This is a genomic window from Stieleria sedimenti, assembly GCF_025060895.1.
Taxonomy (GTDB): Bacteria; Planctomycetota; Planctomycetia; order Pirellulales; family Pirellulaceae; genus Stieleria; species Stieleria sedimenti.
Genome location: NZ_JANZKV010000192.1, coordinates 1 through 16,205 on the forward strand (window position 1 = coordinate 1; position 16,205 = coordinate 16,205).

General features: G+C 59.3%; 8 protein-coding genes. 5 read left to right on the forward strand and 3 right to left on the reverse strand.

Annotated elements, in window-relative coordinates; translation table 11 throughout:
• Positions 1 to 1,051 precede the first annotated feature (1,051 nt).
• From NZK35_RS24000 to NZK35_RS24010, 3 genes are all read left to right on the forward strand, one after another.
• On the forward strand, positions 1,052 to 3,364 hold the full coding sequence (locus tag NZK35_RS24000) for a PSD1 and planctomycete cytochrome C domain-containing protein (protein WP_259635062.1): 2,313 nt from the start codon (positions 1,052 to 1,054) through the stop codon (positions 3,362 to 3,364).
• Between the two features lies 1 nt (position 3,365).
• Positions 3,366 to 4,832, forward strand: coding sequence for a DUF1501 domain-containing protein (locus tag NZK35_RS24005; RefSeq protein ID WP_259635063.1), 1,467 nt, complete (start codon positions 3,366 to 3,368; stop codon positions 4,830 to 4,832).
• A 344-nt stretch (positions 4,833 to 5,176) separates the two neighbouring features.
• A complete protein-coding gene (locus NZK35_RS24010; RefSeq protein WP_259635064.1) occupies positions 5,177 to 7,027 on the forward strand; it encodes a Xaa-Pro dipeptidyl-peptidase in 1,851 nt (616 codons plus the stop codon).
• A 310-nt stretch (positions 7,028 to 7,337) separates the two neighbouring features.
• Here the strand turns inward: NZK35_RS24010 and NZK35_RS24015 are convergent, their stop codons facing one another.
• Positions 7,338 to 8,102 (reverse strand): AraC family transcriptional regulator, encoded by a 765-nt coding sequence (locus NZK35_RS24015; RefSeq protein ID WP_259635065.1) that lies wholly within the window; start codon positions 8,100 to 8,102, stop codon positions 7,338 to 7,340.
• Positions 8,103 to 8,293: 191 nt separating this feature from the next.
• On the opposite strand from NZK35_RS24015, the gene NZK35_RS24020 reads away from it, so the two are divergent.
• The gene (locus NZK35_RS24020) at positions 8,294 to 11,470 is read left to right on the forward strand and encodes a PSD1 and planctomycete cytochrome C domain-containing protein (RefSeq protein ID WP_259635066.1); all 3,177 of its coding nucleotides are present in this window, start codon (positions 8,294 to 8,296) and stop codon (positions 11,468 to 11,470) included.
• 3 nt (positions 11,471 to 11,473) lie between these two features.
• Entirely contained in the window at positions 11,474 to 12,877 is a 1,404-nt protein-coding gene (locus NZK35_RS24025; RefSeq protein ID WP_259635067.1) for a DUF1501 domain-containing protein, read from the forward strand.
• 327 nt (positions 12,878 to 13,204) lie between these two features.
• Here the strand turns inward: NZK35_RS24025 and NZK35_RS24030 are convergent, their stop codons facing one another.
• Both NZK35_RS24030 and NZK35_RS24035 read right to left on the reverse strand, forming a co-directional pair.
• Entirely contained in the window at positions 13,205 to 14,200 is a 996-nt protein-coding gene (locus NZK35_RS24030) for an SH3 domain-containing protein (protein ID WP_259635068.1), read from the reverse strand.
• A complete protein-coding gene (locus NZK35_RS24035; protein ID WP_259635069.1) occupies positions 14,197 to 16,203 on the reverse strand; it encodes a hypothetical protein in 2,007 nt (668 codons plus the stop codon). Before NZK35_RS24035 ends, NZK35_RS24030 begins: the two co-directional genes overlap by 4 nt.
• Positions 16,204 to 16,205: the final 2 nt, after the last annotated feature.

Below are 16,205 nucleotides of genomic sequence, written 5' to 3' on the forward strand. Positions count from 1 at the left end.
TTCCGGTAGTAATCAATTCAGTTGTGGAACGGCGGTGGTCACCGCGTCGGCGCGATGGACCTGAACTCAAAAACAAACTCAACTCGCCGACTGCGGTGCACCACTTGGTTCACGCGTCCGGCCACGACGACAGCACGTGCCATCGCCGCTGTTTGCCAATGTACTCGATCGGAATCGCCGTGGGAAATCCAGTGTCCCAATCAGCGGCCTGCACGACAGGCGTCGGTTGTCAGCGTTGGAATCGACAGGCGACGGTTTGTCTTCGTCGGCCGAGTCGACCGCGCACCTATCGAACCGTGACATCAAATGCGAATCTCAGGAAACAGAGGTTCGATGAAATCCGGTGGGCGTCCTCCGGGTCACGATCCAACGACAGCCAATCAATTGCCACAAAAGAACGCGAGAAGACGCAAAAGAAGAAGTGGGCGCTTTCGTCAGGCGTCGGTTAGCAGCGTGAACAATTAATTATTGGTGGTCCGACCGCGGTAAAAAGTACATATTCCGTGGTTGGACTGCGGAATATCTCCCGCCACCCAATGGTAGGGTGTGTCGGGGGCGCGGTCAAGATTGGGCCTCGGATTCGGGGATGAAGCGGATCATCCGCGCACCCCGGCGTTGGCGACGGAGGGTGCTGTGGGTTGGAAGGAGTGGTGGTCAAAAGATTTCGTGGTCAAAAAATGAGAGCGGCGGAGAGTGATTTTTTGACCACCCCATTTTTTGACCACCCTCGCCTGGACCGCTCCGACGCTCCGGTGGATTGACCTGGCGCCGGAGCCGCGTTTCTTTATCGTGTCGTCCAAAACGCGTTTTTGGGCACGGATTTCCGTGTGCCAGGTTCAAGGGTCTGACCGTGGCGAGAAACGGTTGGCATGCACCCTTTGCTTGATCGAGCGAATGATCGACGGGAAAATAGCGCGAGCGCCCGGTCGTTTAGGTGTATCATGGGAGGTGCGTTTCGCTCGTCACGCACGCCCACCTTCACCCGCTCTCTCGCCGAGCGGGCTCGCCCGACCGCTCCGGTTGCACTCCCATCCTGTGAGTCTTTTTGAACGTGAATTCCATTCGAGTCGCAGTTTCATCACTGGCGGTTCTGCTGGTTGGCTTTGGTCGCCCCATGCATGGCGCCGATCCGCAATCTCCCGCGACGCTTGATTTCGCCGCCGACATTCGGCCGATCCTGTCCGATGCCTGTTACCACTGCCATGGTCCCGATGCCAATGCCCGCGAGGGCGGGTTTCGGCTGGATGATCGCGAGGCCGCTTTGGCCGCCGATGTGTTGACGTCCGGCGACATGCTGGAGCGTCTGACCAGCGACGATCCAGACGTGCGGATGCCGCCGCCGGATTCCAATCGACGCTTGCGACGCCGGGATCGCGAAACGTTGAAACGATGGCTAGCCGAGGGCGCGGACTGGCCGAAAGACGATCGGCACTGGGCCTTCATTCCGCCGCTGCGTCCCGATCTGCCAGCGGTCGCCGATGATCAATGGCCGCGAAACCCGATCGATCGATTTGTGCTGGCCCAAATGGAATCGGAGGGATTGAGTCCATCGCCGCCGGCTGATCGTGCGACGTTGCTGCGCCGCGTCAGTTTTGACCTGACCGGTTTGCCTCCGACCATTGAAGAGCTTGATGCGTTTTTGAACGACCGTTCCGGCGGCGCCTACGAGCGGGCGGTGGACCGGTTGCTCGAGTCTCCACGCTACGGCGAACACATGGCCGTCGATTGGCTCGAAGCGTCTCGGTTCGCCGATACCGATGGCTACCAGAACGATCGGCTCCGCTACATGTGGGTCTGGCGTGATTGGTTGATCAACGCTCTGAACGACAACATGCCGTTCGATCGATTCGTGATCGAGCAAATGGCGGGTGATTTGATCCGTGACCGCAATTTTCTGACTCAAGTCGCAACGGGATTCAACCGCAATCACCGCATCAATTCCGAAGGCGGCTCGATCCCGGATGAATGGATCGTCGAATACGTCGCCGACCGCGTGGAAACGACCGGCACCGTGTTCCTGGGGCTGACGATGACTTGTTCGCGTTGCCACGACCATAAGTACGATCCGATCTCGCAGAAAGATTTTTACAGCCTGTTCGCGTTCTTCAACAACATCGATGAAGCCGGGCTCGGTCCCAACAACGGCAACAGCCCGCCGTTTATCAAGGTACCCCAGACATGGCCGAACCTTTCCGAAGATGACTTGAAATTCGTCGTTCCTGAACCCGTCAAGATCAAGGTCGTGCAGACGTCGGTACCGCGTCCGCAACCGGGCGGCGAAGACACCGTGATGGTGCTGCACGAGCTGGATCAACCACGTGACACGTATCGACTCGATCGGGGACAGTACGACAACCCGGACACGTCGGAAAAACTGGATCCCGCCACGCCGCCGGTCTTGGGGGCGTGGAACGGTGACTGGCCGCGGAATCGGCTGGGGCTCGCCCGTTGGCTGGTCGATCCCGATCACCCACTGACGGCGCGCGTGACGATCAACCGGCTGTGGCAGCACCACTTCGGCGTCGGTTTGGTCAAGACCAGCGAGAACTTTGGCGTGCAAGGAGAACTGCCCAGCCATCCGAAGTTGCTCGATTGGTTGGCAACGGAATTCATCCGGAGCGGATGGGATGTCAAGGCGATGCACCGGTTGGTCGTGACCAGTGCAACCTATCGCCAGCAGTCTTCCGCGTCCGATGAGTTGCGTGAACGCGATCCGGAAAATCGCTGGTTGGCTCGCGGCCCGAGAAAGCGTCTCTCGCCATTTGCGATCCGCGATTCGGTGCTCTTCGCCAGCGGTTTGTTGAGCGATGTGATCGGCGGGCCGTCGGTCAAGCCGTACATGCCGCCGGCGATCTGGAGTAGTATTTCGAACGCGAAGTACAAACAGGACACGGGTGAAAAACTGTATCGACGCAGCATGTACACGTATTGGCGACGCACCGTCCCGCCACCGACCATGATGGCCTTCAACGCCGCCGCGCGTGAAACCTGTATCGTCCGAAGCGACGAAACGACCACGCCGCTGCAAGCGTTGACGATGATGAACAACATCACCTTCGTCGAAGCGGCTCGGCATCTGGCCGAACGGGTGATGAAACCCGATGGACTGGTACCCTCCCGGCGAATCGCGTTGGCGTTCCGGTTGGTGACCAGTCGACAGCCGCGCCCCGATGAGCTGGCCGTCCTGGTCGATGACTTCAATGCCTATCACGACGATTTTCAACAGCACACCGAGGCGACGCGGCAATTGCTGTCCGTCGGAGAAACACCCAACACGCCGGGGTTGGACCCGAGCCAATTGGCTGCGCTGACACTGGTCGCCAATACGATCTTGAACCTCGACGAGGCCATTGCGGAGAATTGACATGAACCCCTTGGAAGAATTCAAGCGACGGCACAACCGACGAGCGTTTCTGTCCGGTAGCACGTTAGGGCTGGGATCGATCGCGGCGGGGACCCTGCTCGGCGGGGGGAATCCGCTTGGTGCAGCCGAAGCGAACGCGTTACCGGCAGGAGACGCGTCGGCCTTTGCCACGATCGCTCCCAAAGCCAAGCGTGTGATCTACTTGTTCCAGTCGGGCGGCCCCTCGCAGATGGACCTGTTTGATTACAAACCGCAACTGGCCAAACGGTTCGGCGAAGAGGTGCCGCTATCGGTCTATCCGGCCGAACGAAAGACGACGATGACATCGGGCCAGACTTCGTTTCCCGTCGCGCCGAGCACGTTCAAGTTTCAGCAACACGGGCAGTCGGGCATTTGGCTGAGCGAAACCCTGCCGCACTTGGCCAAGGTGGTTGACGAGATCTGTGTGATCAAGAGCATGCACACCGAAGCGATCAATCACGATCCGGCCGCAACGTTGTTTCAGACTGGATCGGTCATCGCCGGTCGCCCCAGCATGGGTGCCTGGGTGAATTATGGATTGGGCACCGAGAACGCCAACCTGCCGGCGTTCGTCGCGATGACGTCCAACGGATCTGCCAAAGCCGGCCAGCCGCTGTATGACCGATTGTGGGGCGCCGGTTTCTTGCCAGGCCGCTTTCAAGGCGTGAAGTTCCGCGGCCAGGGGGATCCGATCCTGGACCTGTACAATCCCGCCGGCGTCACCCGCACCCAGCGTCGACGGATGTTGGATTCGGTCGAGAAGTTGAACCAAGACCGCGCCGATCAGTTCAACGACCCGACGATTGCCACGCGGATCGCCCAGTATGAATTGGCGTACCGGATGCAAATGAGTGTGCCGGAATTGATCGACGTCAACGACGAACCGCAATCCGTGCTGGACATGTACGGACCTCAGGCAACGCAGGTCGGCAAGTACGCCTACAACTGCTTGTTGGCGCGGCGTTTGGCCGAACGCGGCGTGCGATTTATCCAGCTCTATCACCGCGGGTGGGACGCCCACAACAACGCTCCCAAACAAGTCCCCGCGCAATGTCGTGACACCGATCAACCCACCGCGGCCTTGCTCAGCGACCTCAAGCAACGCGGCATGCTCGATGAGACGCTGGTGATTTGGGGCGGCGAATTCGGACGGACGGTTTACTGCCAAGGTAAACTGACGGACAAGGTGTACGGACGCGATCACCACCCGAATTGTTTCACGTACTGGATGGCCGGCGGTGGCATTCGCGGGGGGATGACGTACGGCGAGACCGACGAGTACAGCGTGAACGTGGTTGAAAAACCCGTCCACGTCCACGACTTGCAAGCCACGATTCTGGCTCAATTGGGCATCGACCACGAACAGTTAACGTACCGATACCAAGGCCGCTATTTCCGCCTGACCGATGTCCACGGCAACGTGATCGGCGACATTGTCAGGTCGTGATGGGGGGAGAAGAGTGGTTGGTCAAAAAATTGGTGGGTCAAAAAATTGGTGGGTAGGAAGATTTTTTGGGTAGGAAGATTTTTGGGTAGGAAGATTTTTGGGTAGGAAGATTTTTGGGTAGGAAGATTTTTGGGTAGGAAGATTTTTGGGTAGGAAGATTTTTGGGTGGCCGCGTAGGGCATGCTGTGCATGCCAGGGGATGTCAGGCACAGCCTGACCTACGCCTACTGGATGAAACGTTTGGTTTTACGACAATGCAACAGCTGACGGCAATTCGGCATTCCTGAACGAATCGTGTCGTCATCATGTGCCAACTTCAAGTTTGACTTCTAAAGAGATCCGTCATGCACACCTCTCGATTGACGCGCACCGCATTGGCTTGTATCAGCCTGGTCACCTGTCTCGCTGCCGGGCGATCGATCGCGACGGCGGAGGAACCGGCCAAGCCGGTGTTCAAGGACGGTGAAGCCCAGGTGGTCAAAGCGTTTGAAGATTCCGACTATTGGATCCGTCACGATCTGTGGGTCGAAACCGAGTTTGATTCCGACGGAGACGACAAGCTGGATCGGATGCACGTCAGTGTGACGCGTCCACGGCAAACGGAGAGCGAAGGGTTGAAGTTGCCCGTCGTTTATAACTCCAGTCCCTACTTTGCCGGCACCGGCGCGAAGGGAGACGAGTATTTTTGGAACCCGCGACAGGAACTCGGCGAGGACCCACCGAAACGAAAGCACTTTGACGCCGTCGAGCGAACAGGGATGCGTCCGATCATCTCCAAGCGGCACGAAAAAGACTGGGTGCCGCGCGGCTACATCGTGGTCCATTCGTCGTCACCCGGAACCGGACTGTCCCAGGGGTGTCCGACTGTGGGCGGCGACAACGAGTCGCTGGCGCCCAAGGCGGTGATCGACTGGCTGTGCGGTCGTGCCGATGGGTTTACGTCTCCCGATGGCGACGAAAAGGTGACCGCGGATTGGTGCACCGGCAAAGTTGGTATGACGGGGACGAGCTACAACGGCACGATCCCGCTGGCCGCGGCGACAACCGGCGTGGATGGATTGGAAGCGATCATCCCGGTCGCGCCCAACACCTCGTACTATCACTACTACCGCTCCAACGGACTGGTGCGTCACCCGTACGGTTACCTGGGCGAAGACATCGACTACCTGTACGACTTCATTCACAGCGGTAATGAAGCGCGACGTGAGTACTGCGATTGCACCGTCCGTGATGAAGAGATGCTGAAGAACTTTGATCGGGTCAACGGTGACTACAATGATTTCTGGGCGGGGCGAGACTACTTGAATGATCTGGAACCGTTGAAGGCCGCCGTCTTGATGGCTCATGCCTTCAACGATTGGAATGTGGTCCCCGAGCACAGCGTTCGAATTTACGAGGCGCTCAAGAAAAAAGGTGTCCCGACACAGGCGTTTTTCCATCAGGGCGGACACGGGGGACCACCGCCGATGAAAATGATGAATCGCTGGTTCACGCGTTATTTGCACGGCGTCGAAAACGGTGTCGAAAAGGACCCGCGTGCGTGGATCGTTCGCGAGGGCGACAAGCAGGACAAACCGACGTCCTATCCCGACTACCCCAATCCAGACGCGTCACCGGTCACGTTTTATTTGTCCGGCGGTGCACCCCAACGGGGATCGCTGAGCACGCAAGCCGCTCAAGACGCCGGCACCGAGACGCTGGTCGACAATTTTTCGTTCGATGGTGCCTCGCTGGCTCAAGCCGAATGGACCGAGCACCGATTGATCTACACGACATCGGAATTCAAGAAGCCGATTCATCTTTCCGGAACGCCCCGCATGACGATCAAACTGGCCAGCAGTAAACCTGCCGCCAATCTGTCGGTCTGGCTGGTCTCGTTGCCGTGGAACAACGACAAGAACGCCAAGATCACCGACAACATCATTACCCGCGGTTGGGCCGATCCGCAAAACCGCAGCTCGATGACCGAAAGCAAACCGTTGGAGCCGGGAACGTTTTACGAAGTGTCGTTTGATCTTCAACCCGACGATCAAGTCATCCCCGAAGGCCAGCAGATCGGATTGATGATCTTTTCCAGCGACAAGGACTTCACGCTGCATCCGACACCGGGAACGCAGTTGACGATCGACTTGGACGCGACGTCCATTTCATTGCCGGTAGTCGGAGGCAAAAAGGCGTTCGAAAAGGCGCTGTGACCGGAGGAAACGTTTGTCGCAACGAGCGACGAATCAGAGGGCGAGAGGTTTGTTTCTGTTGGATCGTGGGGTAAGCCACCGTGGGGTAAGCCTCTGGCTTGCCTATTGATTCACAGGGGACTCGCAAGCTGGAAGCTTACGCCACGGTGTCGTCCCGGACTGACAGGCTGGAAGCCTATCCCACTTGTTTTCCGATCGCTCCCTAGCAGTGATGCGTCACCGTCATGACGGGGCAGACCGCGTGACGGATCATGTGACTTATGTAGAGACTCATCCCTGCCAGGAGGGTGTCTTTCAAAACTGCACGACGTCACTCGCCGCTGGATTTCACGAACTGTCGGCGGTAGGCGGCCGGCGTGATGCCGGTGACTTCACGGAACCGTTTGGTCAAATGACTTTGGTCGGAGTACCCGACGGCGATCGCGATCTCCGCAAGCGTTCTGGAGGAGGTCGTCAGCAGATCGCGTGCCGCCTGAACTCGGATGCTGCGCAAGTATTGCATCGGGGTCATCCGCAGCAGTTGTCGAAAGCGTCGATTGAAGTGCGTCGAGGAAAGCCCTGTCATGTCTGCCATCTCCGCCATCGAGATCGGTTCGTTGTAGTGCCGTTCAATGTGCCGTGCCGCGGGCAATAATTCCTGCAGGTGCCGCGTCAGTTCCTGTTGATGCTCGATCCGGTACATCGCCCCGGCGATCCCGATGACTTCATCGCGAACATCAAACAACGGCGTTTTCGTCGACACGTACCAACGCGGGGTCTGGCGGCGATGCAGCACCAGCCAGACCTGTCCGGGCAGCGGCTGGCGACTCGACATCACACGTCGATCCTCTTCGATGTAGGCCTTGGCCAGCAGCGGCGGATGCAGGTCGTGGTCGGTCTTACCGATCGCCTCGGACTCATCGGCAAGCCCATGGTTGTCCAAGAACTGTTGGTTCACCTTGACAAACCGGCTGTCGACGTCCTTGGCGTAAAAATAGGTCTGCGGGAGTGCGTCAAACAGTGCAATGAATGACTCCGCGAGAGGTTGTTTCCGAAAAAACTGCTCTTGGAATGGGTGGGGAGGTGTTCCGGGCATGGTCAAAATCTACCAAACGCTTCGAGATCCGTGCAAGAAGTCAGGGGCGCGAGAAGGTAGAATTGGGCACTCACACGCAAGCTGGAAGCTTACGCCACTCCGGCTTGCGGTAGACCGAACTCGCAAGCTGGAAGCTTACGCCACTCTGGCTTGCGGTAGACCGAATTCGCAAGCTGGAAGCTTACGCCACGATGATGATTCCCCTGAGCCGCGTGCTGTTGACGTTTTTGATTGCCCTGCCCGTTGTGGCGGCCGGCGAAGAACGCGTCGATTTTAATCGTGACATCCGACCGATCCTGAGCGAGAACTGTTTGCTCTGTCATGGCCCCGACGAATCGAGTCGTGAAGCCGATCTGCGGCTGGATTCATTCGACGATGCGACCGACAGCGGCGTGATCGTCCCCGGCGAGTCCGATCAGTCTGAATTCGTGCGCCGCATCCTGAGCGATGACCCGGACGAAATCATGCCGCCGCCGGATTCCGAGAAACAACTCTCGGCCGCTGACGTTGACCTGCTGCGGCGCTGGATCGATCAGGGAGCGGAGTACCAACAACATTGGGCGTGGCGGTCGTTGGAACGCCCCGAAGTGCCCGCTGCTGCAGACGGTACGGGGGTGTCAAGTCAAGGGCGGGCGGCCGCTGCGATCGACGCCCTATTGGCATCCGTGTGGGCCGAGCAGGGCGCCTCTCCGGTTCCCATCGCAACGCCGCGAGAACGATTGCGCCGGCTCAGTTTTGACTTGCGCGGATTGCCGCCGACGGCCGCGGAAGTGGCGGCGTTTGAACAAGATCCGACCGAGCAACACTTCTTTGAATTTCGCGAACGCTGGATGTCACAGCTTGCCTACGCCGAACACCAAGCCGTCCGTTGGCTGGATCTGGTGCGGTGGGCCGACACCAGCGGGTTTGTCAGCGACGAACCGATCGCGTCGGGCGCCTACCGAGCCTGGGTCATCAACGCGATCGATCAAAACATGCCGTTTGATCAGTTTTCGATCGAGCAGTTGGCCGGCGATTTGCTTCCCGATCCCAGCGACGACCAACTGGTCGCGTCGGGATACAACCGCATCGTCAACACCAATTGCGAAGCCGGTGCGATTGAAACCGAACAGCTGTACAAGCTCAAGGGAGAACATGTTCGAGCGCTGGGCACGGTCTGGATGGGGATGACGACCGGATGCGCAGAATGCCACGACCACAAGTTCGATCCGTTTTCCGCCAAGGATTACTACAGCCTGGCCGCATTTTTTGATGACCTGGTCGAAGCCGGCGTTTACACGCCCGGCGATCGCCGCGAGCCGCTGCACTATGTCCACGATGATGCCGAATCGGCGCGGCGAGATCGCCAGCTCGCGAAAAAGATCGACGAGTTGAAGCAGGTCATTGCTACCACACCGATCGACGAGATCGAGGCGTGGGAAAACGCCATCCTCGCCAAACTGAAAGATTCCGAATCTCGGGCCGATTTCGTCTGGGTTCCCGCTCAGATTCCGGCAGCTCGCGTTGTGGAGGGGAGTTTTTCGGTCGCGAACTTTGATGGCCGATTCGCGCGCCAGACCCACAGCGACCCCGGGCGGCTTCACCGGCATCATGCCGCGGAATTGATGACCGGTTACTTGAATCCTGGTGGGCAAAAAACAGACGACGCGAAAGACGCCTGGTACGTCGACGTTTGGATTGATGAAGAGGATCGCCCGGACATGATCGGGTTTCAAGTCTCCAATGGTGACTACGGCCGACTGGGCTGGAACACCGCGAACTACGAAACTTACTACTGGGGCGACGACACGTCAGGCCAACTGTCTGAGCGACAACCATGGAGTGCTCCCGAGCGAGTCGTGCGGCTCGGTGACCTGCCGCAGCAGTCGGGTTGGGTGCGTTTGCGCGTCCCGTTCAGCAAACAGATTCCACCCGTCGGCGGCAAGACCTTCGAACGCTGCGGCATGGCTTGGTTGCACAGCGGCGGTCGGGTCGGCTGGGGTGACAGCGGGTTGGAACTGCGAACGGACAAGGCGACGGCACTCGCGCTGGGCGAAACCGCCATCCGCCGCTGGTGGCAACAACCCATGAACCGACAGGTCTATCAGAGCCGGGCTGAATTCGTCGCGTCGGCGCTCAAGGCCGATGCGAGCGGGCGGAATGAACTGCAGCGTGAAATGGTCATCGATGCGTTTCGTGAGCAAACTCAACACGAACAGATGGCCGAGTTGCGACGCTTGGAATCGGAACTCTTTTTGATGCGTGCGACCGCGATGCCCGTCCTGGTGTCACGGCAGGCACGTCAGCGAAAGACGACGCGGCTGCTCAACCGCGGTGATTATCAAGACGAATCGGGTCCGATCGTCTCGCCGGCGTTTCCAGAATTTTTGAACGCAGCAGAGGTTGCCGGACGTTCCCAACCGTTGACGCGTCTGGATCTGGCACGCTGGCTTTTCTCAGACGCTCACCCGCTGGTCGCACGCGTCGCGGTCAATCGGCTCTGGCACCAATTCTTCGGCCGCGGCTTGAGCGAGACGCTCGAAGATTCCGGTACCCAGGGCGATTGGCCGTCCAACCTGGCTCTGCTCGACTGGCTGGCCTGTGAGTTTCGCGACAGTGGCTGGGACCGCGACCACATGGTGCGATTGTTGACATCGACCCGGGCTTACCAACTCAGTTCCACCCCATCGCAGGATCTGCGGGAGCGTGACCCGGGCAATCGTTGGCACGCCAGACAAAGCCGTTTCCGTTTGAACGCCGAAAGTATCCGCGATTCGGCGTTGCTCGCCGCGGGGCTGTTGCGTGACAAGGAGGAAATTCCCACCGAGAGTTTCTTTCCCTATCAACCGGATCCCTATTGGTCACGATCGGACAAGGTCATGTATGGAAGTCGTCACATGCTCTGGGAAACCAGTCCCGACGCGGCGCAGTACGGTCGTAGCCTCTATGCATTCTGGAAGCGTCAGAACATCCATCCGACGATGCTGGCGTTCGATGCGCCGACTCGTCAAGAGTGCACGGCGAAGCGGAACATCACCAATACTCCGGGGCAGGCACTGTCGTTATTGAATGATCCGATTTTTGTCGAAGCGGCGCGCGTGCTGGCGATGCGGATCTGCGACGCCTCGGATCACAGTGATCGGGATCGGATCGAATCGGCGTTCTTGTTGTCGCTGCAACGTCGGCCTTCGACGGATGAGATCGATGTGTTGGAAAACCTGTTGGCCAGTCAACGAGCCCACTATCAAACCGCCGTCGATGATGCACAGAGGCTGGTTTCAATCGGTCAAGCCTCGCCTCCTTCACTCGACGACGCACCCGAAATCGCGGCTTGGACTGCGGTCACGCGTGCCATCTTGAACCTCCACGAATTTCTGAGCCGGTCCTGAACCATGAATCATCCTGACATCCTGGACGTGACACGCCGCCATTTCTTTGGGCGGTCCGCCAGTGGCATTGCCGCGGCGGCGCTCGGGTCGATGCTCGGCGAGCGATCGTCCGCCGCGTCATCGTCCCAGCAGTCGTTTCCGAATCATCCGCCCAAAGCCAAGCGGGTGATTTACCTATACATGTCCGGGGGGCCGAGTCAGTTCGAAACGTTTGACGACAAACCGATGCTCCGCGAACTCAACGGGAAAGCGATTCCAAAGTCGTTGACCGATGGCGTGAAACTGGCCTTCCTGCAATACGAAGCTCTCAAATGTTTCGGGACGGACGTCGGATTCAAACCGTGTGGGAAATCCGGCCAGAAAATCTCCAATCTGTTGCCGCATCTCCAGACGGTCGCAGACGATCTTTGTGTGGTTCGCACCTTGCAAACCGATCAGGTCAATCATGACCCCGCGCACACCTTCATGAACACGGGATTCAGTATCGCGGGACGACCGAGCATGGGATCTTGGTTGTCCTACGGTTTGGGCGCCGAGACAGACGATTTGCCGAGCTTTGTGGTCATGCGAAGTGGTCCGCTGGGCCAACCCATTCCGACCACGGCGTGGCACAACGGCTTCTTGCCGGGCAAACATCAAGGCGTGGAATTCTACGGCAGTGAGCAACCGCTGAACTATCTCAAGTCTCCCAGCGGCATCAACGCGACCAGTCAAGCCGAAACGATCCGATCGATCGAATCGCTCAACCGACTCTACCATGACCAGGTCGACGATCCAGAGATTCTGACCCGGATCAATCAGTATGAACTGGCCTTTCAAATGCAGACCAGTGTACCGGAATTGGCCGAATTCTCTTCAGAGTCGGCGACCACGCGCCAGCTCTACGGCGTCGGAGAAAAGCCCGACGGCAGCTTTGGTTCCAATTGTTTGATGGCACGCCGGATGGCCGAACGGGGCGTTCGCTTCATCCAGCTTTATCATACCGGATGGGATCATCACAGCGGTGTCGTCAAGGGCATCACGGCGCGAACGAAGGAGGTCGATCAAGGATGTGCGGCCCTGTTGAAAGATCTGAAACAACGCGGCATGTTGGAAGACACACTTGTGATTTGGGGAGGCGAATTCGGTCGCACGCCGATGTCGCAGGGCGGTAGCGGACGAGATCATCACACCAAAAGCGGTCCGTTATGGATGGCCGGCGGTGGCGTCAAACCGGGATGCAGCTACGGTGTGACCGATGATTTCGGATTCACTGCAACGGAAGATCCCTTCCATGTCCACGATTTTCACGCGACGGTGCTGCACCTGCTGGGGATCAACCACAAACGGCTGACGTTTCGCTACAAAGGGTTTCACTTCCGGCTGACCAACGTGCACGGCAACGTGATTAAAAAGGTGCTGGCGTGACACCGCGATGCGGTTTGCGGTCAGGAGGCGCGAGCCCAACGCCGTGAACGATTTATTCCCTGTGTTTGACGAGGTTGTAGCGGCAGGGCGCAAGCGGGCTGTCGGTTGAGTGAGTGAGCCGCGACGCGTAAGCGGCCGGGCATCCAGGCGCCCGCCCGAGGCCTGACGGCCAGCGGCTCACCATTGGCTCGACCAATCCCACTCAATCGACAGCCCGCGAGCTCTCCGGTTCCTTGTAATTGCCAACACACCGGAGGGCTCGCGCCCTGCCGCTAAAAAATCGTTCACGGCGCAGGGGGCGGGAGCCTGGGAACAAGTTTGGGAGAATTACGGAGCGACGGTTTCGATCGCCGACGCCGGCAGCCAGGCTTCGCGACCATCGGACAATTGCACGCGCACCCAATCGTCGCGGTCGTCCACCACGGTGACTTCCACGCCGCCGGGCAGGGGGGCGCGAAACGTTGCCGGCGAATGGATCGAATCGGCCGACCGCGCGGTGACTTCTGGAAGGATCACCACCGCCATTCGTTCGGTCGCATCACTTCGATGCATCCAGGATTTGGCGAGCACGCCAATCCAGACGATCAGAAGCACGACGGCCAGGTTGCGCGCCACCGTCTTGTCCGTTCGCAGATAAAACGCCGCCAGTGCCATCCCCAGCAAAAAGGTGATTGCGGCGATTCCATTCCACTGGCCGGCCCGAATCGTTTGCATCCAATCAAAGAAGGACCCAAACGAAATCGCATCCCCTTCCGGGACCGGAACCCAATCGGGCAGCAACGTCCGGGCGAATTCGAGGTTCTGGCGCGCACGCCGATGATTGGGAGCGATCGCCAAGGCACGCCGATAGGCCAGGATCGCGGCACCAAGATGTTCCGCTCCCAAGGCCGCGTTTCCCTGGTTGAAGTACAGGTCGGCACTCGGCGGTTGGTTCGGCGTGCGAGACCGTTGGTCAACAATCACCTGTGTGAATAGGGTTTCGGCGCGGGCAAAGGATTCCAGTCGTCGATCGCGCTGGGCCTGGTCCAAGGCCGATCGGTAGGCCTGGATCGCCTGCTGCAACGTGTCGTCGGCGGCGGGCGCAGTGTCAATGCCACTAACGTTAATTCTAATCGGGGTGTTTGTTGTTAGCGGCAGGGCGCGAGCCCTCCGGTCTTTCAGGGTGTTATCGAGCTGGAACCGGACGGCTCGCGCCGTTCCGCTACCTCCTTCAGTGCCAAAGTAAGTGGCATTGGGCGCAGTGTCTCCCGCCGCGGTTGCAGGCGCTGCCACGCCGCAAAGGATTTGGATCAAGACGAACAGAAGAGCGATCGGCCGCATCATGCCGTTGAGTTGCTTGGTTTCAGGGTGTCGATGGCTGCCAAGGCACGACCCAACAGGTCGGGCGAAATCCTTGCGTCGGCGTCGTCACCGGGCTTGTAGGCGATCGATTCGCACTCGGCAATGATCCGCTCAATGGCGGAACGGTCGGTCTCGGGAACCTCGAGATGGGCCACGCGAAGGGCTTCGGCGATCTGTTTGGCGGCTTCCTTTTCCGATAGCCGTTCGGCCGCAGCAATGCGTCCCCGTTGGGCCCGCACGACAGCCGAAGCTTTTCGAATCGCAGGGTCGACTTGACGCCGCTTTCGATCGACCAGGGCAACGATCAAACACAGCGACCCCAAAGCGTATCCGGCAAATTGCAATGACGGACGGGCGAGTAAGCTGGTGGATCCCGTTAACAGACGCTGCGGATCGCGTTCGATCGCCAAGTCGGCGCCACTGAGCGAAAAACGGCGCGGACCGCTGGAGCGAGCTGATTGAGCGGATGGATCGTTCGTCGCGGGCTCGCTCGGTGAGAGAGCGGATTGATTGCTGACGACCGCGTCCGCTCCGACGACCTGTGCCGGCATGACGCGCAAGGCGATCGGCTCGGATCGAGTGGTTTGGTAACGTTCTGTTTCGGCGTCAAACCAGGAATAAGCGATCGACGGAATTTCGTTGATGCTCTCATCGAGCACGCGGACCGAGACCACAAACTGCTTGCCGTCTTGATCGTCCTGCAAGACACCGGTCACGTCACCGGCGGGCAATCGGAAGTGCCGGGGATCCAGGCCGCCGTCGGCGGACAGCGGTGGCAGGGTCGCGCCTTCGATGTTTCCATCACCGCGCAAGTGCAGCGTCAATCGAATCGGGTCGCCGACTCGAACGACGGTGCGATCGGCGGTGACATCGAGAGAAAACCCGTTCCCGACGGCACCCGAAAAGCTTTCCGGACGGCCTTGGCTGGGGAACGGTTTGACTTCGAACGTCAACGGTTCGCCTGCGGCGCGAAACAACTCGACTTTCGCCGGACGACGACGACCGCCGAAGGCCTCTTCCAGTAGCGAACCGCCGATCCCGAAATCACCCAGCGGGGATCGCCGACGCTGGTCCCACTGAGTGACCCACTGGATCGTCGCGGTGATCGGCGCGATCTCGTACGTTCCCGGCCGGTTCGGGATCAACGTCCGCTGTGCCGAAACGACGGTGAATTCCTTGCCGTCGACCGATTGTCGTTCAGCCGTGGCTGCCAACGCGATCGTGCCCTCCTCCGTCTCGATCGGCAGTCGCGATCCGCCCCGCTCAGGCGTGCGGTCGGGGGCGAATTGGAATTCGTCCAGCATCGTTCCATCGATTCGGAGTTGATTGACGTTGTCGGTGTCGCCGGCGAACCACCACCGGATGGTGACGGGAACGCGTTGATCGGGATAAGCGGATTCGGGCATCTGCAATTGGATCCGCATGTCGTCTGTCGTCGGGACTTCGGCGAAGGACATCGTGATCGCGTCAACACGTTTTTCGGTCTTACCTTGGGTGATCACGAACGGGCCAATTTCATAGTCTCCCGGTTTGTCGGCCGTGACGCGAAATTGGATGGTGTGGGTCACTTGTTGAATTCGTCGAATTTGAGTGCCCGACTGAAACATGCGTTGAACGATTCGCGGGCTGATCCCCGCCAATCGAACCCGCACGTCCGGCGACGAGGACTCGGCGACGCATTGCGGCTGCGGATCTGCTTCCAGTCCGTCAACGGTCAATTGGACGATCGCGCTGACGCCGACATAGTGTGGCGGTTCTTCGGTCGCCAACTGGACGTTCACGTCTTGCGCGGCGGATGTCGCCCACCACAGCAGGACCATCGACGAGCTGAGCAAGGTGCGACGCAGGACTTTCTGCGACGCTGCTAGCGTGAGGCGGCGGCCGCTCCATGCTCTGGCGCACGTCGCGACGGCGATGGCAGACCCCGCTCGGGTGAACGTCGCGACGGCGTTTGCTTTCGGCTGGTAAGTGACTTGCAAGTTCATGG